A 26,219-nucleotide genomic window follows, 5' to 3' on the forward strand; every position below is an offset into this window, starting at 1 on the left:
GTCTATTATGTGCCGAGGGCGCAACAGAATGCCAGTCAGTGTGCGTTCAGGACTCTGGCACAGGCAGAGTGCAGTAATACAGCCCGAGTGTCCGGCTGACAGGAGATACTTTTGGGGGCGAGACGAAAGGCGTAATGGGCGCGCAACAGGCCGGACTCTTTCAGGTCAGGCTGGCAGAATTATTATTTTTTATGGTGTTTTCCCTGATGTTGCCCGTTGTTACTTCGTTGGATAAGGCCAGGCGTGATCAATGCCCGTTGACGACAGTACGCCCGTCGCCAGTAAATAGATCACGACAAGTGTGAAAACAACAATTGCCGATATTTCAACGACTTTAACTAACCTGTTTTTCGCCATAAATAACCCCCTGTTAATTGCGTGTATTGCACTTTCCACCTCTTACCATAGAGTGTTACCGGTAAAATTCAAGCACAGATCACAAAATGAAACATAAAGCATTGCTTATATTTTTGTGTTAATCGTGAACGTGAGGGGAACGGATAAAAACGGAGCTTAGAACGGAACGGAATGCTGTAATATGTCAGACAGGGAGGGCGCACCTGCTGCGCCCAGTGAGGCCGCCGTCAGCCGACGCCAAGCATCGATTTCACTTCCTGCGCAATCTTTTCGACCTGAGGACCGTAAATCACCTGAACATCCTGCTCACTGACGCGATTCACGCCATTCGCGCCCGTACTCATCAGGGTGTGATCCACCACCTCTTTCATATCTTTTACCCGCACCCGTAAGCGCGTGAAGCAGCAATCGATGTCCTCTATATTGGCAGCCCCACCCAATCCACTGATAATGACCTGAGTGCGTTCACTGCCATCAACGACCTGCGGTTTTTCCTCCTCGGTTTCCCGTCCCGGTGTTTCGACATTCATGCGGGTAATGACAAAACGGAACCCGTAGTAATAGATCGGTGCGTAGATCACGCCAAGCACCAGCGTCCACCACCAGTGGGTTTTACTGCCACCCAGCACACCGAAGACCACCAGGTCGATAATGCCGCCCTGCACGTTGCCAATCATCAGATGCAGCATTGACATCAACATAAATGAAAGGCCGGTCAAAAACGCATGCAACACATAAAGCACGGGCGACACAAAAATAAAGCAGAACTCCAGGGGTTCGGTGATCCCGGTGGTAAAGGAGGTCAGCGCGCCGGCCAGCACCAGCGCTTTCACGCGTTGTTTATGCTCCGGACGTGCGGTGTGATAGATCGCCAGTGCTGCAGCAGGCAGCCCGAACATCATCACCGGTATTTTTCCCTGCGCCAGGAACTGGGTAGCCGTTCGCAGCGTGGCATCTGGGATGAGGCCAGGATGTGTCAGCGAGGCATTGAAAATATTCAATGCGCCGACAATGGTCTGTCCGTCCACAACCGCCATACCGCCAATCGGCGTAAAGCGGACCGTTTCATTGAGAATATGGTGCAGCCCGGTGGGAATCAGCAGGCGTTCAGCCGCCCCCAGCAGAAATGCACCGTACTGACCACTGTGGCCAATCATCTGCCCCACCCAGGCGATGCCCTCTCCAAGAGTTGGCCAGATCAGCGCCAGCAATACACCTACCAGCGGCAGAACCACGACGGTGACAATGGGCACAAAACGTCGGCCGCCAAAGAAGCTGATCGCTGTAGGAAGTTGCTGCGTATAAAAACGATTGTGCAACATTACGGTGAGCAGGCCGGCCACCACGCCGCCCAGCACGCTCATGTTGTAGGTAAAAATCCCCAGCATCTGGATATATTCCGCCGAGGTCATCATGGCGGTCGTTTGATCCAGTCCCGCCTGTTGCAGCGCCTGAGGCGTCGTGGTGGCCGCCGTTATGCCTTTTGCGGCCAGCGTCGCATTAATCCCCACGTTCATGGCGATATAGCCAATCACCGCCGCAAAGGCGGCGGTCGGTTTCTCGGCTTTTGCCAGACCAATCGCACTGGCGACGGCAAAGAACAGGGGCAGATTGGCAAACAGCGCCCCTGCGACTTTGCGAATAAAACCGATAATGAGCTGCGCCACCTGCATTTGCGCAAAGGCTTCCCCCGTCACTGCGGGATTCTGCATGGCTGCGGCCAGCCCCAGAAAAATACCGGCTGCCGCGATCACCGAAATGGGCATCATCAACGCCTTGCCAAATGCATGAATCTGGCTGGTCAGGTGTTTCATGGTTTCGCGCCTTTTTGTGTCATAAACAGCAAGTATTAGCGCGATGTGCCGATAACACCTGATACGGAGAAGTTATGAAAGGGTAAAATATGAACAGCATCACAGTTGTTGTGCCGTCACGATAAACGCGACCTATCGCACCATTAAGTCAATCAATTAGACAAGCTATGTCGTCGAACGCACACTAATCTTCACTATCAGGATATATCCTTGCAACATTCGTCCAACAAAAAAATAAGCCTGCACCTATGATGAAATTTAAGCGCCAAATTAAACCATACCGCGCCGCCGCGGGTGGCTGGGGTTCACTGGAAGCCACGACACGTTTTGTTTTCGACAGTAAAGCTGCCCTGAAAAACCTGCGCAATCTCATGCGTATGAACAAGGCGCGTGGCTTTGACTGCCCGGGCTGCGCCTGGGGCGATGACAATAAAAGTACTTTCAGCTTTTGTGAAAACGGAGCGAAAGCGGTAACCTGGGAAGCGACACGCCGCGTTGTGGATGCCGACTTCTTTGCGAAACACAGCGTGACCACGCTCTATGCTCAAAGCGATTACTTTCTGGAGTATCAGGGCCGCCTGACGCATCCCCTGCGCTACAACCGTGAAACCGATCACTACGAGCCCATCAGTTGGGATGACGCCTATGCGCTTATCGCGCAGCACATCAAAGCGATGGACAATCCAGACCAGATGGAGCTTTACACCTCAGGTCGCGCCAGTAATGAAGCGTCATGGCTTTATCAGCTGTTTGGCCGCATGCTGGGCACCAATAACTTCCCTGACTGCTCGAACATGTGTCACGAAGCCAGCGGTGCGGGACTGAAGCGCAGCATTGGCGTGGGTAAAGGCACGATTCGTCTGGATGATTTTGACCATGCGGATGCGATTTTTGTTTTTGGGCAGAACCCGGGCACTAACCATCCACGCATGTTGCACAGCCTGCGTCACGCTGCCGATCACGGTGCAAAAATTGTGACCTTTAATACGCTGCGCGAACGCGGTCTGGAACGGTTCGCCGATCCGCAGAAGCCGCTGGAAATTGTGACCTCGAAAGCCGGTACCATCAGCTCGGCCTATTATCAGCCGCACCTGGGTGGCGATATGGCCGCGGTGCGCGGCATGGTTAAAGCCCTGCTGGAAACGCATCGCGCGCGCATTGCGGCAGGCGAAAGCGGCCTGTTCGATCAGGCGTTCCTGAATGCCAAAACGCACGGCGTTGAAGCCTACTTTGACGCCGTGGATAACACCGACTGGATGCAGATTGTGGCGCAGTCCGGCCTGACTGAAGCGCAGATCCGTGAAGCGGCAGCGATTTACCAGAGCGCCGATCGGGTCATCTGTACCTGGGCGATGGGTATCACTCAGCACAAACATTCCGTCGATACCGTGCGCGAAATTACTAACCTGCAGCTGCTGTTTGGCCAGTTAGGTAAAAAAGGTGCGGGTCTGTGCCCTGTTCGTGGTCACAGTAATGTGCAGGGTAACCGCACCATGGGCATTGATGAGAAACCGGCAAAACCGTTCCTGGATGCGCTGGGTCAGCACTTCAATTTTGAGCCACCGCGTGCGGCAGGTCATAACACCGTTGAAGCACTGAATGCCATGCTGCGTGACGAAATCAAAGTGCTTATCGCGCTGGGTGGCAACCTGGCGGCGGCGGCACCGGATTCACCGCGCACCGAAGAAGCGCTGTCACGTTGTGGCCTGACCGTGCATATCAGTACCAAACTGAACCGCAGCCATCTGGTTCCCGGTCATGAGGGCCTGATTCTGCCTACGCTGGGCCGCACCGAGCGCGATTTGCAGGCGACGGGCAATCAGTATATTACCGTGGAAGATTCCTTCAGCATGGTGCACGCGTCTGAAGGCGTGGGTATTCCGCTGGCGGATACACAACGTTCAGAAACGTCGATTGTCGCCAGCATTGCGCATGCGGTACTGGGCGATGAAAAGGTGAAGTGGCTGGATCTGGCGGCGGACTACAACCTGATTCGCGATCACATCGCAGCCACGATTCCTGGCTTTGCCGACTTTAACAGCAAATGCGATCAGCCTGGTGGGTTCTATCTGGGTAATGCCGCCGCCGAACTGCGCTTCAACACGCCGACCGGTAAGGCCGAGTTCAGCCCTGCCGCGCTGCCTGACTCGCTGTTTCCGCAGTTGGATCAGGAGGTGCCCTTCACGCTGCAAACCCTGCGTTCGCACGATCAGTACAACACGACGATTTACGGCCTTGATGACCGCTATCGCGGCGTTTACGGTCAGCGTGAAGTCGTCTTTATCAACCCGGACGATATGGCGGCATTAGGCTTCAGCGAAGGCCAGAATGTTGACATTGAAACCCTGTGGAATGATGGCGTAACACGTCGCGTGAGCGGCTTTAAGCTGGTGCCTTACAACATCCCGCGTGGCAACCTGGCGGCCTATTATCCAGAAACCAACCCGCTGGTTCCGCTGAACAGCTACGGTGATATTAGCGGTACGCCAACCTCGAAATCGGTGCCGGTTAAGCTGGAATTGTCGCAGGCAACGGTCACCCAACGCATTGCCTGATTCAGGCTTTGCTCCAGGCAAAAAGCCGGTTCGTCCGGCTTTTTGCCTTGCCGCGGGACCGCGATTCGCGTAAAACTGTCAGCCGCTATTAGGCCACGAAACGTAAAAATCATGTTCCAGGATAATCCGCTGCTTGCGCAGCTTAAAGAGAAGCTCCATTCACAAACGCCGCGTGCAGAAGGCGTTGTAAAAGGCACCGAAAAGGGATTCGGCTTTCTGGAAGTCGATGCACAAAAAAGTTATTTCATCCCGCCCCCGCAGATGAAGAAAGTGATGCACGGCGACCGTATTATTGCCGTCATCCACACCGATAAAGATCGTGAAAGCGCAGAGCCAGAAACGCTGGTCGAGCCTTTTCTGAGCCGTTTTGTAGGCCGTGTGCAGAAAAAAGACGATCGTCTTTCTATCGTGCCCGATCATCCCCTGCTGAAAGAGGCCATTCAGTGCCGTCCGGTACGTGGGCTGACCCACGATTTCCAACAGGGCGACTGGGCCGTCGCGGAAATGCGACGTCATCCGTTAAAGGGTGACCGCGGCTTTTATGCCGAACTGACCGAATTTATTGTCAGCGCAGACGACCACCTTGCGCCGTGGTGGGTGACACTGTCACGTCACAATCTGGAGCGCCAGGCCCCTGAAATGGGTTTTGGCGAGATGCTGGACGAAAACCTGCAGCGTGAAGACCTGACCGCGCTGGATTTCGTGACCATCGACAGCGCCAGCACAGAAGATATGGACGATGCGCTCTATGTTGAGGCGCTGGAAGACAATGCCCTGCGCCTGACGGTCGCCATTGCCGATCCGACCGCCTACGTGGCTGAAGGCAGCGAGCTGGATAAGCTGGCCGCTCAACGTGCGTTCACCAACTACCTGCCGGGCTTTAATATCCCGATGCTGCCGCGCGAGCTTTCCGATGATGTCTGCTCCCTGCGCCCTGATGTGCGTCGCCCGGTACTGGCCTGTCGCGTCACCGTGGCGCAGGATGGCAGCCTGTCTGATGTGCACTTCTTCGCGGCCTGGATCGAATCGAAAGCCAAACTGGTCTACGACGAGGTTTCTGACTGGCTGGAGAACAGCGGCGAGTGGCAGCCGCAGAATGACGCGATTGCGAATCAGATCCGCCTGCTGCATCAATTGTGCCTGTCTCGCGGCGAATGGCGCCAGGCCCATGCGCTGGTGTTTAAAGATCGCCCGGATTACCGCTTCCTGTTGGGCGAGAAAGGCGAAGTGCTGGATATCGTCGCTGAACCGCGTCGCATTGCCAACCGAATCGTTGAAGAAGCCATGATTCTGGCCAACATCTGTGCGGCCGAGGTGCTGCGCGATAAGCTGGGCTTTGGGATCTATAACGTCCATGCAGGCTTCGATACTGCCAACGCCGAGCAGGCCGCCGCCGTGCTGGCGACACATGGGATTACGGCAGATCCTTCAGCGATTACCACGCTGGACGGTTTCCGCGTGCTGCGCCGGGAACTGGATGCCCAGCCGACCCAGTTCCTGGACAGCCGTATTCGTCGTTTCCAGACGTATGCGGAAATCACCACCGAACCTGGCCCGCACTTCGGTCTGGGCCTGGAAGCCTATGCGACCTGGACCTCACCGATTCGTAAATTTGGCGACATGATCAACCATCGCCTGCTGAAAGCCATCGTGCGTGGTGAGTCGATCGCCCGGCCCGATGACGCTGTCACGGTCACCATGAGCGAGCGCCGCCGTCTTAACCGCATGGCCGAGCGTGACGTGGGCGACTGGCTTTATGCCCGTTACCTGTCACCTTTTGCGGCGACAGATCGTAAATTCAGCGCGGAAATTATCGATATTTCCCGTGGTGGCATGCGCGTGCGTTTGCTGGAGAATGGCGCAGTGGCGTTTATCCCTGCTCCGTTCCTGCACTCCGTTCGTGACGAACTGGTATGCAGCCAGGAAAGCGGCACAGTGCAGATCAAAGGTGAAGTGGTTTACCGCGTGACCGATGTGATCGACGTGACCATCGCCGAAGTGCGTATGGAAACCCGCAGCGTCGTCGCTCGCCCCGCAGCCTGAGTATTATCCAGCGGGACAGGATAGCCTGTCCCGCTCATTCCTGACGTACCGCTTCCGCACACGCTAAATTTGCACTGCGCTTCACAGTTCTCTCCTTATTAACTTTCACTTACATTCCATTACATTAACGTTAGCTCGTTGTATTCGATCGCCTTCCATTCGGTCTCTACAAGGAGTGAGTTATGAAGAACGTCAAAACCGGCGTGATCTGGTTAGCGGTGGCGTTAACTGGCGCGGGCGCGTTCGCGATGCTGGCGCTTAATCGCGGCGAACACGTCAACGCAGTCTGGCTGGTGGTTGCCGCAGTCGCCTGTTACAGCATTGCCTATCGTTTTTACAGCCTCTTTATCGCCCGCAACATTTTCGAACTCGACGATCGTCGCCTGACGCCTGCTGAACGTCTCAGCGACGGTCTGGACTACGTCCCCACCAACAAATGGGTGCTGTTTGGTCACCATTTTGCCGCTATCGCCGGTGCGGGCCCGTTGGTCGGTCCGATTCTGGCCGCGCAGATGGGCTTTTTACCTGGCACGATCTGGATTCTGGTCGGCGTGATGCTGGCCGGTGCGGTTCAGGATTTCCTGGTGCTGTTTATCTCGACCCGACGCGATGGCCGTTCACTGGGCGAAATGGCCCGTCAGGAGCTGGGGGCCTTCGCTGGCGTCATCACTATGCTGGGTGCGCTGGGCGTGATGATTATTATCCTTTCCGCGCTGGCGCTGGTGGTGGTGAAGGCACTGGCGAACAGCCCCTGGGGCCTGTTTACCATTGCCGCAACGATCCCTATCGCGCTGTTTATGGGCATCTACATGCGCTTTCTGCGCCCCGGTAAAATTGCTGAAGTCTCACTGATTGGTTTTGTGCTGATGATGGCGGCCATTATTTACGGTGGCGATGTCGCACAACATCCCTACTGGGGGCCGTTCTTTACCCTGAAAGGCACGTCACTGACCTGGGTGCTGGTCATTTATGGTTTTATCGCATCGGTATTACCGGTGTGGCTGCTGTTAGCACCGAGGGACTACCTCTCGACCTTTCTGAAAATTGGCGTCATCGTTGGTCTGGCTGTAGGTATTGTGTTCGCCATGCCAGAGATGAAGATGCCCGCCGTGACCCGCTTCATTGACGGCACCGGCCCGGTCTTCTCAGGGGCTCTGTTCCCGTTCCTGTTTATCACTATTGCCTGCGGGGCGATTTCCGGCTTTCATGCGCTGGTTTCCAGCGGAACCACCCCAAAACTCGTGGAGCGGGAAAGCCACATTCGCTTTATTGGCTACGGCGCGATGTTGATGGAGTCGTTTGTCGCCATAATGGCGCTGATTTGCGCCTCAGTGCTGGATCCCGGCGTGTATTTTGCAATGAATGCCCCGGCGGCGCTGATTGGTACCACCGTTGAAAATGCCGCCCAGGTGATCAACGGCTGGGGCTTTGTTGTTACACCGGAGATGTTAAGTGGAATTGCACGGGATGTAGGGGAAGCCTCCATTCTGTCCCGTGCTGGCGGCGCACCGACGTTTGCCGTCGGTATGGCCCATATCATTACCGAGGTGGTTAACAGTCGCGCCATGATGGCCTTCTGGTATCACTTTGCCATTCTGTTTGAAGCCCTGTTTATTCTGACTGCCGTCGATGCCGGTACGCGTGCCTGTCGGTTTATGGTGCAGGACCTGGTGGGCACCGTGGTGCCATCAATGGCCAATAACCGCTCCTGGCTGGGTAACCTTGCGGGCACAACCGTTGCGGTGGCTGGCTGGGGATTCTTTGTGTATCAGGGCGTGATTGATCCGCTGGGCGGCATTAATACGCTGTGGCCATTGTTTGGCATCGGTAACCAGATGCTGGCCTCCATGGCGCTGATTCTGGGCACCGTGGTGCTGTTTAAAATGAAGAAGCAGCGTTATGCGTGGGTGACCATTCTGCCAACGATCTGGCTGTTTATTACCTCAATGACCGCGGGATGGCAGAAGATTTTCCACGAAAAACCGTCCATCGGCTTTCTGGCGCAGGCCAATAAATTCCGTAAAGGTCTGGATGAAGGCGTGATTATCGCACCGGCGAAAACCGTCGCCGATATGCACACCATCGTTTTCAGCAACCAGATTAACGCGGCCCTGTGCGGGTTCTTTATGCTGGTCGCCGTTACCATGCTCATTGCGGCTTTTTTTGTGATTCGTCGCGCCCTGCGCAGTGAGGTGCCTACCACGCATGAGTCCGCGACCACGCTGCGGAAGGAGATTCGCCATGTCTGACAGCATTCATCGTGTAACACGGCCAACAGGGTCGTGGCAAATTGTGCGCTGCGAATTACGCTATGCTCCCGTCCGCCCTGGTTTTCGCTGGCGGGCATTCTGGCAGGGGCTACAGCAAAGCTTTCGTCTGATGGTGGGCGTTCAGGACTACCAAAAATACCTGCAGCACATGCGGCAGCAGCATCCAGACCTGCCACCGATGAGCGAGCGTGACTTTCATCGTTATTGTCTGGACGCCCGCTTTCCCAGTCAGGCTGGAAAACTGGGTAAATGTCCGTGCTGAACCGCCTGCCGGCCCCGCTTCGGCGGGGTTTTTTGTTCCTGTTTTTTCTGGAAAGTAAAATAAATACACTTTCATCTTGTGCTGACATCAGTAGATGAATACTGTTGCTAAAATAATGAGATAACGTCAGCTATGGACTTCCCGGAGGGAGTGATCATGACCGATGAACAAGGGCAATCATTGTTGTATACCTTGTTTGGTACAACCAGCCCTCATTGGCGGTTAAGCGCGGACAGCGATGCGCTGCTTTTTGCCTTAGATGAATCATCGAATACGAGTGTTGCTGTGCCGCTGACGCCTGGCCAGTGCAGTTTACTGCGAGCTATGCCAGTGATTACTTCCAGTATCAACCTGACGTTAACAATCCATGGTGAGCAGGTGGCCATGCATTTTGTCGGACGGCGCATCAATCAGTCCGTCTGGGCCGGTACCGCATCCGCCTGGGGCGATACATCGGCGGTCGCACGCGATCTGACGCTGGGGCTGTCCTTTGCGGAACAGGTGGTTTCAGAGGCCAATTCCGTTATCGTCATTCTTGACCAGCGGGGCAATATTCAGCGCTTTAACCGACTCAGCGAAGAGTACACCGGCTTGTATGAGCAGGATGTGATTGGCCGGAATGTTTTTCAGCTTTTTATGACCAAGCAGGAGGCGGCAGCGTCACGTCGCAACATTGCGGGCTTCTTCCGTGATGGTAACTCTTATGAAGTCGAACGCTGGATCAAAACGATGAAGGGACAGCGACTCTTTCTGTTTCGTAATAAGTTTGTTCACAGCGGCAGCGGAAAAAATGAAATTTTCCTCATCTGTTCCGGAACGGATATTACCGAAGAACGTCGCGCTCAGGAGCGACTGCGTGTCATGGCCAATACGGATGGTATTACCGGCCTGCCCAACCGTCACGCGATACATCAGCAAATCAGTCAGGCGCTGGAACGGGCGGAAGGCAGTGAAACCGGTGTGGTCTATCTGGACCTGGATAATTTCAAAAAAGTGAATGACGCTTATGGCCATATGTTTGGCGATCAACTGCTGCAGGCGGTGTCGCTGGCTATTCTGAGTTGTCTGAGTAAGAACCAGACGCTGGGACGCCTTGGCGGTGATGAGTTTGTGGTGCTGGCCGAACAGACCAGCCAGGCGGCGCTGGAAGCGATGGCGACGCGCATTCTGGATCGGTTACGTCAGCCCTTCCGCATTGGCCTTATCGAAGTTTACAGCGGCTGCTCCATCGGCATTGCCATCGCGCCGCTGCACGGGGAAGATCGTGAATGCCTGATCCGCAATGCCGATACGGCGATGTATCACGCCAAAGAGAACAATCGCGGTAAATATTGCGTTTTTGCTGAAGAGATGAACCGGCGGGTATTTGAATATCTGTGGCTTGATACCAATCTTCGCAAAGCGCTGGAGCAGGACCATTTACTGGTGCACTACCAACCCAAAGTGGACACGGACGGAAAAGTACGCAGTGCCGAAGCGTTGGTGCGCTGGCATTCACCCGAGCGCGGACTGGTCTCGCCTGCTGACTTTATCCCCTATGCTGAAGATTCAGGACTGATTGTGCCGCTGGGGCGCTGGGTGATGCTCAATGTGTTGAAACAGATTATCGCATGGCGCCAGCAGGATATTCATCTGCGCGTGGCCGTCAACGTCTCCGCGCGCCAGTTGATGGATCAGTCGATCTACAGCGATCTGAAGCAGGCGCTGACTGACGCCGGTTTAACGGAAAGCCCGATCGATATCGAACTCACGGAGAGCTGTCTGATTGAGAACGAAGCGGAAGCGCTGAAGTTAATGCACAAGTTCCAGGAGCTGGGTGCCCAGGTCCATCTGGATGATTTTGGTACCGGTTATTCCTCGTTATCACAGCTGGCACGAGTGCCTATTAACGCCATTAAGCTGGATCAAAGTTTTATCCGCAATGTGAATAAACGCCCTGTCTCACAGTCGCTGGTGCGCGCAATTGTTGCGGTTGCCAAGGCGCTGGATTTACAGGTTATTGCCGAAGGCATAGAAACCGCCGATGAAGAGGCCTTCGTGCTGAAGAATGGCGTCGATGGTCGACAAGGCTATTTCTACGCAAAACCAATGCCCGCCGAACAGTTTGGGCATTGGCTGGCTCAGCATCCTGCCCGCAAGTAAACGCTTAAATCCCTAACCCGCTTTACGCAGTGATGCGGTGTGGCGGTTTTGTAACTGGACTAAACGCTCCATATAGGCGATATCTTTTGCTTCAAGCGAAAAGGCGTAATCGACCCAGTCTTCCGTGATGTCCATTAACTCGGCGCGGGAAAGCTGCAATACGCGCTGGCGCGCCTTCAGCATAGCGCGCACTCCATTGAGTTTGGGCCGCAAGGTATCAATGAACGTCCGGGTGGCACGGTAGCTGTCGCCTGGCTGAAACACTTTATCAACCAGTCCCCGCGTTTCGTACCACTCTGCGCTGTGGGATTCGCCTTCGATGATCAGCTCCTCCGCCAGCTTCATGCCCGAACGCCGGGCGACTAATGAATAGCCGCCCATACCCGGAAACAGGTTAAACGCAATCTCCGGAAAACCCATACGGGCGTTGTTTTGCGCCAGGATAAAGTGATGCGCCAGCGCTGCCTCAAAACCGCCGCCCAGTGCACTGCCCTCAATCATTGCCAGCGTCACGGCTCCGGTGTCAAAGCCACGCGCGGCAGAATGAATGCAGTCAACACAGGCGCGTGCATAGGCACGCAACGCTTCCCGGCGATTATTGCGGATACACTCCACAAAGAAGCGCAAATCACCACCGGCATTAAACATTTGTGGCACTAACGAGCCGGTGACCCAGAAGTCGATGGGTAAGCCAGAACGCTGGGCCGCGTAACTGAGATTCATGATCTCTTCAATCAGTTCATGATTAAAGCTGGGGCGCGGTTGGGCGCGTAACATCATCCACATGGTACGTCTCCCTTCTTCGTAATAAGCCACTAACTGCGTGGTTTGTCCGGCTTCGGAAAACAGTCTGCATGTGGGTTGGTTAATCACGGTCATTGTCTCATCCTCTGTTATTTTGATGCGCTAATTGCGCCACATCAGCCTAATCCAGAGTGAGGCCAGACCAAATGAGAGATTGATTTACAAGATAAATTCCAGAGTGATCCCTGATGCACGACATTTAATTGATTAGTATGATTTCTTGATAGCACGCGACTCGCTGGCAGAACAGCGCCAACCGATAACGGGCACTGAAGAGACTTTCACGCCACGTAAGCCGTGCATAACGCGCAAATCAGGACGCAGACCAGGCTGCGCCCTCAACCTTATTTCTGGCCGTACCAGGCATTTTCACCATGCTTGCGCAAGTAATGCAGATCGAGCAGGGTTTGCTGGATGGGGGGAAGACCGGCCGTCAGCTGCTGACTGAACAATCCCATATACGCCACCTCTTCCAGCACCACCGCGCTGTGCACCGCCGCATGGGCATCTTTGCCCCACGCGAAGGGGCCATGTGAATTCACCAGCACGGCGGGAATCGCAGTGGGAGAAAGCCCACGCTGTGCAAAGGTTTCAATAATCACTTCACCCGTATTCCACTCGTATTGCTGTTGAATCTCCTCGTCACGCATGGCGCGGGTACAGGGAATTTCACCGTAGAAGTCGTCCGCGTGTGTGGTTCCCCAGGCCGGAATGGCACGACCGGCCTGCGCCCAGATGGTGGCGTGGCGTGAGTGCGTATGGACAATTCCACCTACTTCGGGCCAGGCCAGATAAAGCGCCCGGTGCGTAGCCGTGTCAGAGGAAGGACGTTTTGTGCCTTCGATAACCTCTCCGCTCGCCAGATCCACCACTACCATGTCATCCACTTTCATTACATCGTAACTGACGCCGGAAGGCTTAATCACCAGCAAACCCTGCTCACGATCGAGGGCGCTGACATTGCCCCAGGTGAAGGTAACAAGGTTATGTTTAGGAAGATCGAGATTGGCTTCCAGAACCTGTTGTTTCAGATGTTCCAGCATTTTTTTCTCCTGCTGAATAAGGTCTTAACATTTTGCGGAGCAGGCAGAAAAAACGTTATGGAGCAAATGGCTAAAAAGCAGCGGAAAATAGCTGTGAATGGAAAATTGTGCTGAGAATTAAGAATTATCCCTCTTCGGAAAACCTTCAAAATGAATAGAATTCTGTCAGGCGTCGGGCAGGTCCACCTGCTACTGGTGCTTTTCAGCCGCTACAAACAGATCGTCCATGGTGTCCGCGTTTTTATACTAAAAGGATGCGGTAATAATGCGGCACAGGCGGCCTGAAAAAAATTTCAAAGCTATACTTAGTGTGTTGCCTCTGCAAACACAATAAAGGAGAAGTTTATGACAATTACAATGAAAAAATTGACCGTTGCGGTCTTAGCGACCACCCTGGTTGTGGCGTTAAGCGGCTGTTCTAACTGGTCTAAGCGTGACCGCAATACTGCGATTGGTGCAGGTGCGGGTGCCATTGGTGGTTCAGTACTGACCAACGGCAGCGCGCTGGGTACAGTCGGCGGCGCCGCAGTAGGTGGCATTATCGGTCATCAGATTCACTAAGAACCGCAATTAAAATAATTAACGGCTACGCAGCGCATCTACACCATAAGCCGGGCTACACAAGTCGCCCGGTTTTTTATTTAACCGCCCGCCAGTTTTACTTTCATACCTTTGGCTTCCAGCAGGCTTTTAAGTAAATCACGTTTGTCGCCCTGAATTTCAATCACACCGTCTTTCACCGATCCGCCGCAACCGCATTTCTTTTTTAGCTCGGCAGCCAGCAGATTCAGTGCACCGTCATCCATGTCCACACCAGTTATCAGGCAAACGCCCTTGCCTTTCCGGCCGCTGGTCTGGCGCTGGATACGGACAATGCCGTCCCCTTTAGGACGTTCCACTTTCTGTTCGGGTTGCACAATGCGGCCTGAATCTGTGGAATATACAAGTGGGTTGTCACGACTCATTTTACCGCCTCCAGATCATTAATTATGGCTTTCAGCGTCGCCGCCGGGTTAGCAGACTGTGTAACCGGGCGGCCAATGACCATATAATCCACCCCGGCGAGCTTCGCCTGCTGCGGCGTCATTACGCGACGCTGATCGCCGGCGTCGCTGCCGGCCGGGCGGATGCCTGGCGTGACCAGCGTAAAGTCCCTGCCAATGACCTGTTTAAATCGGGCGGCTTCGTGGGCGGAACAAACCACACCATCCAGGCCACATTCGTGGGTCAGCTTTGCCAGGCGCTCGGCCTGCTCTGCCGGCGAAAGCGTGATACCCAGACCCAGCAAGTCATCTGCATTCATACTGGTCAGGACGGTGACGGCAATCAGTAACGGCGCTTGCTGCCCAAAAGGCACTAACGCTTCCCGGGCGGCGTTCATCATACGCGCACCGCCGCTGGCGTGCACATTCACCATCCAGACACCAAGATCGGCGGCGGCGGCGACAGCATGGGCCGTTGTATTGGGAATATCATGGAATTTCAGGTCGAGGAAGATTTCAAAGCCGCGTTGTTGCAGCGTTTTGACCAACTGAGGGCCAAATAAGGTGAACATTTCTTTGCCCACTTTCAGGCGACAGCTACCTGGCTCTATCTGATCAACAAAATGCAGCGCGCTGTTTAAATCGTGGTAATCAAGCGCCACTAACACGGGTGAAGTCGGGGATAAGGCCATGCTATTTCCTCTGCGGTAGGCACCTGCTGGCGCGTTAGACAAACGGCACGCATTCTACCTGCCCGCATTTCCCATCACAATCCCTGTTATCCTGCGAGGCGATATTCGCACGGTGCGGATGCAGGCTGGTGAAGAGGCTCTTTATAGTATGTTGTAACTAAATTAGGCACCAGAAAGACAGGCAACAGTGCGCATCGCGTGCGCAGTTATTGCCCGTCGAGTCCCCGAATCGGTTTGACCGATGACCAGGTGCGGCAGGAAGGACAATGCCAGTAAAGCGCATGGGCAGTAAACCCACATTTCTGGCAACGGTAGCGCGGCTTGGTCCGGATTTGTTCGCCGACCAGGTCGCGCAGGACCATCAGACTCTCTTTGGCGCGACCGTCTTCCGCCTCATGCAGGTGAAACTCCATCAGGCGATGAAATACGCGCATATTGGGATGACGCTGTAACTGATGATTAATGTAATTTTGTGCGGCTTCCGCGCCCTGCTCTTGCTCCAGAATCGCGGAAAGATAAAGTTCTGCGGCGGCGCCGGTATTTTCTTCCACGCAGCGTTTGAGAAAGGCGGCCCAGGCGTCGGGCTGATTAAGTCGCTGAAAACAGGTCTCCAGCATCGGCAGCGTTTCACTGACCAGTTCTTTGTCCTGATCCAGTACACGTTGCAGATGCTCAACCGCTTTGCCGTACTCCCCTTTCTCCATCAGAATGCGTCCCATCATAATGGAGACTCGCGCGCTCTGGCGATCTGCCGCCTCGCCCTTTTTCAACAGCGTCATTGCGCGGTCAAGATCGTCGCTGCTCATCGCCTGCAAAGCCAGTTCACAGTAGAAATGCGCGATCTCGCCCTTCTGCTTGTCTTTGCCTAATTTCACCAGGCGCTCAGCGACCTCAATCGCCTGAAGCCAGTCGCTGGTCGCCTGATGAATAAGCAATAACTGCTGCAGGGCACCAATGCGGAAATCCGTTTCATCGGTGAGCTGTTTAAACATGTCTTCTGCGCGGTCATAAAGCCCCGCGGCCATGTAATCGCGCCCCAGTTGCTGGATAGCTAATAAACGCTGCTCATAGCTCAGAGAGGCACTTTCCATTAACGACTGATGGATTCGAATTGCACGGTCGACTTCACCGCGGGAGCGGAACAGGTTTCCCAGCGTAAGATGCGCCTCAACGGTGCCGCTGTCTTCCTTCAGCATATCAAGGAACAGATCGACCGCTTTATCCTGTTGGTTAGACAGCAGAAAGTTAACGCCCGCCACGTATTCGCGTGACAAGCGGTTGGATTCCTGTTGCTTGTCCTGCTGCGCACTACGGCGTCCCATGTACCAGCCATAGGCCGCCGCAACAGGCAGTAACAGAAACAGCAGTTCTAACATGGAATCTTATTCCTGCACGGTTGGCGGCAACGGTTTACCACCTGTGCCAGGCGCATTCTGATCAACCTGAGCCTGCAGACGTTTAATTTTACGTTGGGCGTTCGCCAGCGAGACGCGAACACGCAGCCAGAACAGCCCACAAATGACCCAGCCCAGCAGGAAGCCCACACCGAACAACGTTGCCAGTAAAGTGGAGATACGGAAATCGCCCTGCGCCAGCAGATAGTTAAAGGTGATAACCTGGTCGTTGTGTGCGCCAAGGGTCACAGAAATGATAAAAATGACCAAAATCACTAAAAAAATCAGCAAATATTTCACAGTGCATCCTGTTGTGAGGTTGTCGAATCAAAGTATGCCAAAATTACGGCAGAAATACTGCTCCTTGCAGCATCAGGCGAAGCACTTTTGCGCGGTTCAGTCGCAAGATATGAGGCTGAACGGCGCAATTACAATCCCTGGTCGCGTTCTGCCACTTCCTTTTGCTCGTCGGGGGGCAACGTCAGCGGTCCACAAAAGCGCTGGGCAAGCCAGGTGGCGATGACCACCAAAAACCAGGACAGCACGGTGGCAACGGCAAGATCGCGCGGCCAGTGCATACCCAGTAACAAGCGGCTTCCCATAACGCCCACCGCCCAAACGCCGACCAGCACTATCGTTTTATAATGCCGGCGCGGCCATAGCAGGCCAATGACCAGTAATGCCCAGCTCGCCGCGAACAAAGTATGACCTGACGGGAAGGCGAACCCTGTTTCAAACGCCCAGTGCTTTTTCAGCCAGACCGGAATATGCGATTCATCCGCAATCAGTGCGGTAACGCGTTCACCACGCTGGGTGCGGTTTAACTGATAGAAGGTTTTGTCATCCAGACCGTGCGTTTTCTCCAGCCATACCACATAAGGTCGGGGTTCCTGCACCCGCTCTTTAATGAATGATTTGGTATACTGGCCCGCCAGAATCGTGACATTCATGATCAGCAACAGCAGCAATGCCGGTTTAAGCCGAAAGCGAAGACACCATAATACCCAGGCACTTAACACCAGGCTGGTCAGTATGCCCCATGGCCGGGTCACCGTTTCTGTCATCCAGAACAGGACTCTCAGAAACGTGTTACTTTCCTCGGGTTGCCATTGCCAGCCGGACAGCCACACGGCTAATGGCATCATCAGCAGTAACACCATCCCTGCTGTGGTACGTTGCAAAATTTTAACCATCCCTTTTCCCTTTTTGCTGATGAAAAGCCGTCATACCGGTAAAACTTTAGCTTAAAAAAGAATAACATAACCTTTACGGATTAGATAATCGTGCTTTATCACAACAATCGTTTACACAGATTAACAGCCAACCTCGCGGTTGTGGCACAATATTGCACGTTTGTCGGGCCACATCGGCCTGTGCACTATCATGATGATAGTGCATCCTCTGATGGTTCTGGAGAGTCACATGCAGCTTAAACGGGTGGCAGAAGCCAAACTGCCAACGCCATGGGGAGATTTCCTGATGGTAGGTTTTGAAGAACTGGCAACCGGTCACGACCACGTTGCTCTGGTCTTTGGCGATATCAATGATAACGAACCGGTCCTGGCGCGCGTTCATTCGGAATGTCTTACCGGTGATGCGCTGTTCAGCCTGCGTTGCGATTGCGGCTTTCAACTTGAAGCTGCGCTGAATGCCATTGCCGAAGAAGGACGTGGTGTATTGCTTTATCACCGCCAGGAAGGCCGCAATATCGGTCTGCTGAATAAAATTCGCGCTTACGCTTTGCAGGACAAAGGGTATGACACGGTTGAAGCTAACCATCAGCTCGGTTTTGCCGCTGATGAGCGTGACTTCACGCTCTGCGCAGATATGTTTAAGCTCCTTGGGGTGAACGAGGTTCGCCTGCTTACAAATAATCCGCGGAAGGTTGAAATCCTGAGCGAAGCCGGTATTAACATCGTTGAACGTGTGCCGTTGGTGGTGGGACGGAATCCCAAAAATGCGCACTATCTCGATACCAAAGCCGAAAAAATGGGCCATCTGTTGCCGAAGCAGTGAATAAAAAAGCCGGGTTTCCCCGGCTTTATCGTATCAGTTGAGCATATTTCGAATCACATAATGCAGAATACCGTCGTTGCGGTAATAGGTCAGCTCATTACCGGTATCAATGCGACAGCGGGTATTCAGCTTCTCTTTGCTGCCATCGGCACGCGTGATTGTCACTGGCACGGTGCAGCCCGGCGTGAGCTGTGACAGGTTCTCAACGTCAACCGACTCATCCCCTTTCAGTCCTAATGTTTTACGCGTTACGCCCTGGGGGAATTCCAGCGGTAAGATCCCCATACCGATCAGATTAGAGCGGTGGATACGTTCGAACGATTCGGCGATCACCACGCGAACGCCCTGCAGACGCGGTCCCTTCGCTGCCCAGTCACGACTCGAACCTGACCCGTACTCTTTACCGGCAATGACGGCCAGCGGCACGCCTTCGGCCTGATATTTCATCGCGGCATCGTAAATGGCCAGTTGTTCACCACTCGGATAATGTTTGGTATAGCCACCCTCAACGCCCGGCACCATTTCATTGCGGATACGAATGTTGGCAAAGGTTCCGCGCATCATGACTTCGTGGTTACCACGACGCGAGCCATAGGAGTTGAAGTCATTGCGCTCGACACCATGCGCCAACAGATAGCGCCCTGCCGGGCTTTCTGCTTTGATGCTGCCTGCCGGTGAAATATGGTCTGTTGTGACCGAATCCCCGAGAATAGCCAGCAAACGCGCACCACGAATGTCTTCGACCGGTTTGGGCGTTTTTTCCATGTCATCAAAGAACGGTGACAGACGGATATAGGTTGATCCTTCGTCCCAGTCATAGGTCGCGGCTTCGCTGACTTTGATGGCCTGCCATTCGGGCGTACCGTCAAAGACTTCCGCATACTCTTTGTGGTACATATCGCTGGTAACCTGCTGTACCGCTGTCGCGATTTCTTCAGGCGAAGGCCAGATATCTTTCAAAAAGACCGGCTTGCCATCCCGATCCTGTCCGAGCGGATCAGTTTGCAGGTTGATCTTCATATTCCCCGCGAGCGCATAGGCCACCACCAGCGGCGGTGAAGCCAGCCAGTTGGTTTTAATCAGCGGATGAATACGGCCTTCGAAATTACGGTTACCCGACAGCACGGCCCCCACAGTGAGGTCGCCCTCTTTAATCGCCGATTCGATCGCATCCGGCAGCGGGCCGGAGTTACCGATACAGGTTGTACAGCCATAGCCGACCAGATTAAAGCCCAGTTTATCAAGGAACGGCGTCAGTTGTGCGACGGCCAGATAGTCGGAAACCACTTTAGAGCCCGGAGCAAGCGATGCCTTGACCCACGGCTGGCGTTTCAGGCCCCGCTCTACCGCCTTTTTCGCCAGTAAACCTGCGGCCATCAGGACACTTGGGTTTGAGGTGTTTGTACACGAGGTAATCGCCGCAATGGCCACCGCGCCGTCGGTCAGGGTATGGGAAAGTCCGGTATCGCTGTCCGTGTAGGTGACTTCTTTATGAGGTTTCTGCGCGTGGTTGACTTCCAGTTCATTGCTGGCGTCGAACGCCGCCGGGACATCGCCCAGGGACACGCGATCCTGTGGGCGTTTTGGTCCGGCCAGACTTGATTCAACATCATTCATGTCCAGCGCAAGACTGCTGGTGAAGACAGGTTCATCGCCCGCATTACGCCACATTCCCTGGCGCTTAGCATAATGTTCTACCAGCGCAACCTGTTCGGCATCGCGTCCGGTTAAGGTCATATAGCTCAGTGTCACTTCATCGACAGGGAAGAAACCGCAGGTGGCGCCGTATTCCGGTGCCATATTGGCGATGGTTGCGCGATCCGCCAGCGGCAGATCGGCCAGGCCATCACCATAGAATTCCACAAATTTGCCCACCACGCCGTGCTTACGCAACATTTGCGTCACCGTTAGCACCAGATCGGTCGCGGTAATGCCCGGCCGCAGTTTGCCAGTGAGTTTGAAGCCCACGACATCCGGGATCAGCATAGACACCGGTTGCCCCAGCATCGCCGCTTCGGCTTCAATCCCGCCGACGCCCCATCCCAGCACGCCAAGCGCATTGATCATCGTGGTATGAGAATCCGTCCCGACTAAGGTGTCCGGCCAGGCATAGGTTTCGCCGTTTATCTGCTGCTGCCAGATTGCTTTCCCCAGGTATTCAAGGTTTACCTGGTGACAGATCCCGGTCCCCGGTGGCACCACCCGGAACTGGTCAAAGGCTTTCTGGCCCCAGCGCAGGAAGACGTAACGCTCATGGTTGCGTTCCATCTCAAGCCGCACGTTCTCTTCAAAGGCATCGTCGTCGCCAAAATGGTCAACGGTGACGGAGTGGTCAATGACCAGATCGACCGGGGACAGTGGGTTGACTTTATTCACGTCTCCGCCCAGTCGGTTCACCGCTTCGCGCATCGCGGCTAAATCAACAACGGCGGGTACGCCGGTGAAATCCTGCATTAAAACACGGGCCGGGCGGTAAGCAATTTCCCTGTCGGCGTGGCCGGTTTTTTGCCAGTCAACCAGCGCCTGGATATCTTCCTCAGTGACTGAGTCGCCATCCTGCCAGCGCAACAGGTTTTCTAACAGCACTTTGAGGGATTTAGGCAACCGATCAATGTTACCGAGATGTTGTGAAGCGCGAGGTAGACTGAAGATGTGATAGTTGTGATTATCTACCTGCAGTGTTTCCTGACTCTGCTCGCGTAGGGATGACGACATAGCTCCTCCTTTATAATACATGGTCTTTAAACCTCAGAGACAACAAGGTTTAGTATAAAGATAGACCACTTTTTTGTTAACGTTTTGATTACAACACAGATTGCTACAATCGGACGCAAACAAAAATGCCCCGCAATGTTGCGAGGCATTATTGAGAAAGAGACACGTTTAAATTATAGCGCAGCCCAGAGCGCTGCCATCCACACGGTAAATGAGAACGCATAAGCACTAAACCAGGTCATTTTAATCATATTCATAGCAATACTCCTGCGTAGAAAGGGCAATAAAAGCCGTACTCGCATCCTGATAAGGGATGACATCATTTATGCAACGTGTGAAGAGCGCTTAATTAAGTAAGTCAGAAAGACAGAAGAAATGTCGAAAGAAAAACGCGATGTAAAATTATTTTGTTTTCGGGTCCAGAAAGGACTCGATGAAATTACGCTGATGCTCGTTCAGATCCCAACTTTCGGGGATAGTCACTTTTTCCGCCTTTGCAACCGGCTCTTTCGCTTTATAGCCAGAGAGACGATGCTGACGAGTCGTCATGGTGTGCTTATGGCAGAGTGCGTTTGCCCACATGGCTTAACCCCAGATGCGCCAAATCATTAATGCTACAACCACCCAGAACAGCGCTGAGGCAGCGAACACAGTTAACCAGGCATTGCGACGAGTGTTACCTGTACGCTTAACCTTGGTGCTTTTAGCCGGGAAGCCCGGATCAACAGTCAGTCTCGTAGCCATAGTTTTTGATAATCACTCTCAATAAAACGATTGATAACATCGATTAAGATTTAGGAGGAATCCTAAACCCGTTAAGGCCAAAAATCCAGTCATTTTTATTGCACAAAACGATTAACGCAATTTATCAAAACTGTAAAATTACTTAAGTAACGATTAATGACTTATTACCCATACTATTAAAATCCGCCTGACAAAAATTTGAGTTAATTTAACTTCAGATCCAGTCATTACTAAAGACCGTGTTAACTAACCCCTAAATAAAAGCTTCTCCATCAAGCGTTAACTGGAGTATGGGAATAATCCTGGCAGCCCGCAAAGAAATCGCGTCAAAAATGTGTCGTATTTCGCATTTAAGATACAGCAAGCTTTAAACATGTGATCGACGTTACATTTACAAAAAGATAATGAAACTTCTCAATATAAACATGGCGCTAACATTCTTGCATAAAAAAGGCTGCACTAAGCAGCCTGAGAATACGCGACGACAGATAACCGTTACTTAAACGGCAGCTTGATATCTTTAAACATGGCCTCAATGTCCTCGTTGGAACGCAACGCTACTGCCGTATCCACGACATCGCGCGTCAGATGGGGGGCGAAGCGCTGGATGAAGTCATACATATAACTGCGCAGGAAGGTGCTGCGGCGGAAACCAATCTTCGTCGTACTGTTGGTGAAGATTTCAGAGGCTTCAATTCTGACGAGGTCAGGATCAGCAACGGGATCCACCGCCATACTCGCAATCACCCCTACGCCCAGCCCCAGGCGAACATATGTTTTAATGACGTCGGCATCCGTTGCGGTAAAGACGATACGTGGCGTCAACCCCGCGCGCATAAAGGCGGTATCCAGCTCGGAGCGTCCGGTGAAGCCGAAGGTATAGGTTACCAGCGGAAAATCGGCCAGCTCCTCTATCGTCACCTGCCCTTTTCCCGCCAGCGGATGGTCTGGCGTGACCACGATAGCGCGGTTCCAGTGATAGCACGGTAGCATAATGAGATCGTCGTAGAGGTGGAGCGCTTCCGTGGCAATTGCAAAGTCTGCGTTGCCTTTAGAAACCGCCTCGGCAATCTGCGTTGGTGAACCCTGATGCATATGCAGCGAGACACGTGGATAACGTTCGATAAAGCCCTTAATCACGCCGGGCAACGCATAGCGCGCCTGAGTGTGCGTAGTGGCAACATATAACGAGCCTTTATCCGGCCAGGTATGTTCACCTGCGACAGATTTAATGGCATCCACTTTGGAAAGCACTTCGCGCGCGATGCGAATGATTTCTTCACCGGCGGGCGTAACCTGCGTCAGGTGCTTACCGCTGCGGGCGAAAATCTGCACCCCAAGCTCATCCTCCAGCATACGGACCTGCTTACTGATGCCCGGCTGCGAGGTGTAAAGCCCTTCTGCTGTCGATGAAACATTCAGGTTGTGGTTCACGACTTCTACGATATAGCGCAACTGCTGTAATTTCATATCTGTTGTTATCCTGGTCGGTTACAGAGTCGCATCCCCGGGTGGCGTACTGTCGCCCAGGCGGGTGAAAGGTGCTGAGCAGAAAGAAGGGATCGGAAATGCTATAACCACTATAGCATTTTAAGTATCAATGTAGAACGGAATGATATAAGGCGGGGAAAAAAGGCCAGCAATGCTGGCCTTACAGGGTTACTTTTTCGCTTCCTGCCACTTGCCGTCAATGTAAAACGCTGACCAGCCTGTCGCTTTGCCGTCTTTTTCAGACGCCACATACTGCTGTTTCGTTTTACGGCTAAAGCGCACCAGCGTCTTGTTGCCTTCCGGATCGGTTGCTGGCGCTTCGGCCAGATATTTCAACTTCTCAGGTAAACGGTCGTGGAAACGCTGCAGCTCTTCCACCAACGGTGCGCGGGTTTCACGCGATTTGGGGAAGGTATTGGCGGCCAGGAACACACCGGCAGCACCGTCACGCAACACAAAATACGCATCCGATTTTTCACACGGCAGTTCGGGCAGCGGCACGGGATCTTCTTTCGGCGGGGCGACATCGCCATTACGCAAAATCTTACGGGTGTTCTTACAGTCATCATTGGTACAGGCCATGTACTTACCGAAACGCCCCATTTTCAGGTGCATTTCAGAACCACATTTTTCGCACTCGACGACCGGACCATCGTAGCCCTTGATACGAAACTCCCCTTCTTCGATTTCATAACCATCGCACTCAGGGTTGTTACCGCAAACGTGCAGCTTGCGTCCGTTATCAATCAGATAGCTGTCCATCGCTGTGCCACATTTCTGGCAACGACGACGGGCACGCAGCGCGTTGGTTTCGGCATCGTCCCCTTCCAGAATATTCAGAACTTCATTTTCCGGAATCAGGTTGATGGTTTGCTTGCAACGCTCTTTCGGCGGTAACGCATAGCCTGAACACCCCAGGAAAACACCGGTGCTGGCCGTCCGAATCCCCATTTTACGGCCGCAGGTTGGGCAGTCGATGGAGGTCAGGACCATCTGATTCGGCTGCATTCCGCCTTCTTCCGGATCTTTCTCAGCCTGTTCCAGTTGCTGGCTGAAATCGGAGAAGAAGCGATCCAGAACCGCCTTCCACTCCGCCTGATTGTTGGCGACCTGGTCGAGGCTGTTTTCCATGTGAGCGGTAAAGTCGTAATTCATCAGCTCGCGGAAGTTCTCTTCCAGACGATCGGTGACAATTTCACCCATTTTTTCAGCGTAAAAGCGGCGGTTTTCCACCCTGACGTAGCCACGATCCTGGATAGTGGAAATGATGGCCGCATAGGTCGAAGGACGGCCGATACCGCGTTTTTCCAGCTCACGGACCAGTGAAGCTTCACTAAAGCGGGCCGGTGGCTTGGTAAAGTGCTGGCTGGGTAACAGGTCCTGCAGGCTCAGCTCATCGCCAACGTTAACCGGCGGTAAAGTACGATCCTCATCATTCTTACGCAGCGCAGGCATGACTTTGGTCCAGCCGTCAAAGCGCAGCGTACGCCCTTTGGCCTTCAGTTTGTAATCCCCTGCCGTGACTGTCAGCGTGGTCGAATCGTACTGTGCCGGTGTCATCTGACAGGCGACAAACTGACGCCAGATAAGCTGATACAGTTTCTGCGCATCCGCTTCCATATCTTTGAGCTGCTCGGCCAGCACTTCCACATCTGATGGACGGATGGCTTCATGCGCTTCCTGCGAATTCTCTTTGCTGGCGAAGGTATTCGCCGCATCGGGCAGGTACTTTTTACCAAAATGGCCTTCAATGTAGCCGCGCACCATCGAAACCGCATCCTGGCTCAGGTTCGTGGAATCGGTACGCATATAGGTGATATGGCCCGCTTCATACAGGCGCTGCGCCATCATCATGGTCTTTTTCACGCCAAAGCCCAGCCGGGTACTCGCCGCCTGCTGCAACGTGGAGGTAATAAACGGCGCGCCGGGTTTGCTGCTGGTTGGCTTGTCTTCACGGTCCGTGACCGCAAAGCGCGCTTTTTCCAGCAGAGCCAGCGCGGCGTGCGTCTGGTCGTGATTGACCGGACGGAACGGTTTATCGCCCGCATGAGTGACGTCCATCGTCAGCTCATCGCCCTTCGGCGTGGTCAGGTTAGCGCTCAGTTCCCAGTACTCTTCGGGCACAAAAGCTTTGATTTCACGCTCACGCTCAACCACTAACCGGACAGCAACAGACTGCACGCGACCGGCAGACAGGCCTCGCGCGATTTTTTTCCATAATAACGGGGAGACCATGTACCCCACGACACGGTCCATAAAGCGGCGTGCCTGCTGTGCATTGACGCGGTCAATGTTGAGTTCGCCCGGCGTTTCAAACGCCTGGCGAATCGCATTTTTGGTGATCTCATTGAACACAACGCGGCTAAAGCGCTTATCGTCACCCCCGATCACTTCCCGCAGGTGCCACGCAATGGCTTCCCCTTCGCGGTCAAGGTCGGTTGCGAGATAGATATGGTCGGCGTTTTCGGCTAAAGCTTTGAGTTCCGCTACCACTTTCTCTTTATTGGGCAGGATTTGATAATCCGCTTCCCAGCCGTGATAGGGATCAACGCCCATACGACTGACCAGCGCGGCTTTCTCATCCTTCTTAACTTTTTTGGCTTTCTTATCTGTCGGGGTTTCAGCACTTTTTTTGGCGGTTGAACCACTGGTCGGCAGATCCCGGATATGGCCCACGCTGGATTTCACCACGTAGCCACTGCCGAGGTATTTATTGATTGTTTTAGCCTTTGCCGGGGACTCAACAATAACGAGTGCTTTACCCATATTTACCTTTACCTAATGAATACATCCTGCTCAACGGGAGAGGATTGGACGCCCTGAAAACCCATCGGGTTCAATATTGCTACGCCTGTTTGGTATTTCAAGACGTGGGGCTCAATCTCTGGTCAGTC

21 protein-coding genes are annotated in these 26,219 nt (G+C 53.6%); 7 read left to right on the top strand and 14 right to left on the bottom strand.

All coding sequences use genetic code 11. From position 1 onward, the window contains the following. Nucleotides 1-219: 219 nt before the first annotated feature. Together C1N64_RS13505 and C1N64_RS13510 are read right to left on the bottom strand one after the other, a co-directional pair. Nucleotides 220-357, bottom strand: a complete 138-nt coding sequence (locus C1N64_RS13505; protein ID WP_162835482.1) for a hypothetical protein — start codon at nucleotides 355-357, stop codon at nucleotides 220-222. Nucleotides 358-584: 227 nt separating this feature from the next. Further along, the gene (locus tag C1N64_RS13510; RefSeq protein ID WP_162285777.1) at nucleotides 585-2,171 is read right to left on the bottom strand and encodes a PTS transporter subunit EIIC; all 1,587 of its coding nucleotides are present in this window, start codon (nucleotides 2,169-2,171) and stop codon (nucleotides 585-587) included. Between the two features lie 251 nt (nucleotides 2,172-2,422). On the opposite strand from C1N64_RS13510, the gene C1N64_RS13515 reads away from it, so the two are divergent. From C1N64_RS13515 to pdeR, 5 genes are all read left to right on the top strand, one after another. Further along, entirely contained in the window at nucleotides 2,423-4,726 is a 2,304-nt protein-coding gene (locus C1N64_RS13515; RefSeq protein WP_039341548.1) for an FdhF/YdeP family oxidoreductase, read from the top strand. A gap of 111 nt (nucleotides 4,727-4,837) precedes the next feature. Beyond that, the gene (locus tag C1N64_RS13520; protein ID WP_033741804.1) at nucleotides 4,838-6,769 is read left to right on the top strand and encodes an exoribonuclease II; all 1,932 of its coding nucleotides are present in this window, start codon (nucleotides 4,838-4,840) and stop codon (nucleotides 6,767-6,769) included. Nucleotides 6,770-6,951: 182 nt separating this feature from the next. Continuing rightward, nucleotides 6,952-9,018 (top strand): carbon starvation CstA family protein, encoded by a 2,067-nt coding sequence (locus tag C1N64_RS13525; RefSeq protein ID WP_033741806.1) that lies wholly within the window; start codon nucleotides 6,952-6,954, stop codon nucleotides 9,016-9,018. Further along, the gene (locus C1N64_RS13530) at nucleotides 9,011-9,301 is read left to right on the top strand and encodes a YbdD/YjiX family protein (RefSeq protein ID WP_164481996.1); all 291 of its coding nucleotides are present in this window, start codon (nucleotides 9,011-9,013) and stop codon (nucleotides 9,299-9,301) included. Before C1N64_RS13525 ends, C1N64_RS13530 begins: the two co-directional genes overlap by 8 nt. Nucleotides 9,302-9,457: 156 nt before the next feature. After that, on the top strand, nucleotides 9,458-11,443 hold the full coding sequence (gene pdeR, locus C1N64_RS13535) for a cyclic di-GMP phosphodiesterase (protein ID WP_039340199.1): 1,986 nt from the start codon (nucleotides 9,458-9,460) through the stop codon (nucleotides 11,441-11,443). A 12-nt stretch (nucleotides 11,444-11,455) separates the two neighbouring features. On the opposite strand, the gene C1N64_RS13540 is transcribed toward pdeR, so the two are convergent. Together C1N64_RS13540 and araD are read right to left on the bottom strand one after the other, a co-directional pair. Then, the gene (locus tag C1N64_RS13540; protein WP_033741810.1) at nucleotides 11,456-12,322 is read right to left on the bottom strand and encodes a crotonase/enoyl-CoA hydratase family protein; all 867 of its coding nucleotides are present in this window, start codon (nucleotides 12,320-12,322) and stop codon (nucleotides 11,456-11,458) included. A gap of 269 nt (nucleotides 12,323-12,591) precedes the next feature. Next, on the bottom strand, nucleotides 12,592-13,290 hold the full coding sequence (gene araD, locus C1N64_RS13545; protein WP_006119322.1) for an L-ribulose-5-phosphate 4-epimerase: 699 nt from the start codon (nucleotides 13,288-13,290) through the stop codon (nucleotides 12,592-12,594). A gap of 345 nt (nucleotides 13,291-13,635) precedes the next feature. On the opposite strand from araD, the gene osmB reads away from it, so the two are divergent. Further along, complete coding sequence (gene osmB, locus C1N64_RS13550; protein ID WP_006119323.1) at nucleotides 13,636-13,851, top strand: osmotically-inducible lipoprotein OsmB; 216 nt, start codon at nucleotides 13,636-13,638, stop codon at nucleotides 13,849-13,851. 80 nt (nucleotides 13,852-13,931) lie between these two features. Here the strand turns inward: osmB and yciH are convergent, their stop codons facing one another. From yciH to pgpB, 5 genes are all read right to left on the bottom strand, one after another. Then, the gene (gene yciH, locus C1N64_RS13555) at nucleotides 13,932-14,255 is read right to left on the bottom strand and encodes a stress response translation initiation inhibitor YciH (protein WP_006119324.1); all 324 of its coding nucleotides are present in this window, start codon (nucleotides 14,253-14,255) and stop codon (nucleotides 13,932-13,934) included. Beyond that, a complete protein-coding gene (gene pyrF, locus C1N64_RS13560) occupies nucleotides 14,252-14,965 on the bottom strand; it encodes an orotidine-5'-phosphate decarboxylase (RefSeq protein WP_006119325.1) in 714 nt (237 codons plus the stop codon). Before pyrF ends, yciH begins: the two co-directional genes overlap by 4 nt. A 206-nt stretch (nucleotides 14,966-15,171) precedes the next feature. Then, entirely contained in the window at nucleotides 15,172-16,341 is a 1,170-nt protein-coding gene (gene lapB / locus C1N64_RS13565; protein ID WP_006119326.1) for a lipopolysaccharide assembly protein LapB, read from the bottom strand. A gap of 6 nt (nucleotides 16,342-16,347) precedes the next feature. Then, nucleotides 16,348-16,659 (bottom strand): LapA family protein, encoded by a 312-nt coding sequence (locus C1N64_RS13570; RefSeq protein ID WP_394514886.1) that lies wholly within the window; start codon nucleotides 16,657-16,659, stop codon nucleotides 16,348-16,350. Between the two features lie 128 nt (nucleotides 16,660-16,787). Then, complete coding sequence (pgpB, locus tag C1N64_RS13575; protein ID WP_033741819.1) at nucleotides 16,788-17,552, bottom strand: phosphatidylglycerophosphatase B; 765 nt, start codon at nucleotides 17,550-17,552, stop codon at nucleotides 16,788-16,790. A 229-nt stretch (nucleotides 17,553-17,781) separates the two neighbouring features. Here pgpB and ribA point away from each other — a divergent pair, with 229 nt between their 5' ends. Continuing rightward, nucleotides 17,782-18,375 carry a GTP cyclohydrolase II gene (gene ribA, locus C1N64_RS13580; RefSeq protein WP_006119329.1) on the top strand — a complete coding sequence of 198 codons (594 nt, stop codon included), beginning with the start codon at nucleotides 17,782-17,784 and terminating at the stop codon, nucleotides 18,373-18,375. A gap of 33 nt (nucleotides 18,376-18,408) precedes the next feature. Here the strand turns inward: ribA and acnA are convergent, their stop codons facing one another. From acnA to topA, 5 genes are all read right to left on the bottom strand, one after another. Next, nucleotides 18,409-21,090, bottom strand: a complete 2,682-nt coding sequence (gene acnA / locus C1N64_RS13585) for an aconitate hydratase AcnA (RefSeq protein ID WP_054633697.1) — start codon at nucleotides 21,088-21,090, stop codon at nucleotides 18,409-18,411. Nucleotides 21,091-21,492: 402 nt separating this feature from the next. Then, nucleotides 21,493-21,639: a hypothetical protein gene (locus C1N64_RS13590; protein WP_226374488.1), complete on the bottom strand. Its 147-nt coding sequence runs from the start codon at nucleotides 21,637-21,639 to the stop codon at nucleotides 21,493-21,495. Nucleotides 21,640-21,675: 36 nt separating this feature from the next. Then, entirely contained in the window at nucleotides 21,676-21,834 is a 159-nt protein-coding gene (locus tag C1N64_RS13595) for a YmiA family putative membrane protein (RefSeq protein ID WP_006119333.1), read from the bottom strand. 495 nt (nucleotides 21,835-22,329) lie between these two features. After that, nucleotides 22,330-23,304 carry an HTH-type transcriptional regulator CysB gene (gene cysB, locus C1N64_RS13600; protein WP_033741825.1) on the bottom strand — a complete coding sequence of 325 codons (975 nt, stop codon included), beginning with the start codon at nucleotides 23,302-23,304 and terminating at the stop codon, nucleotides 22,330-22,332. A gap of 189 nt (nucleotides 23,305-23,493) precedes the next feature. Next, nucleotides 23,494-26,091, bottom strand: a complete 2,598-nt coding sequence (gene topA / locus C1N64_RS13605; RefSeq protein WP_006119337.1) for a type I DNA topoisomerase — start codon at nucleotides 26,089-26,091, stop codon at nucleotides 23,494-23,496. Between the last annotated feature and the right edge of the window lie 128 nt (nucleotides 26,092-26,219).

This window comes from Pantoea sp. SGAir0215, from assembly GCF_043543215.1.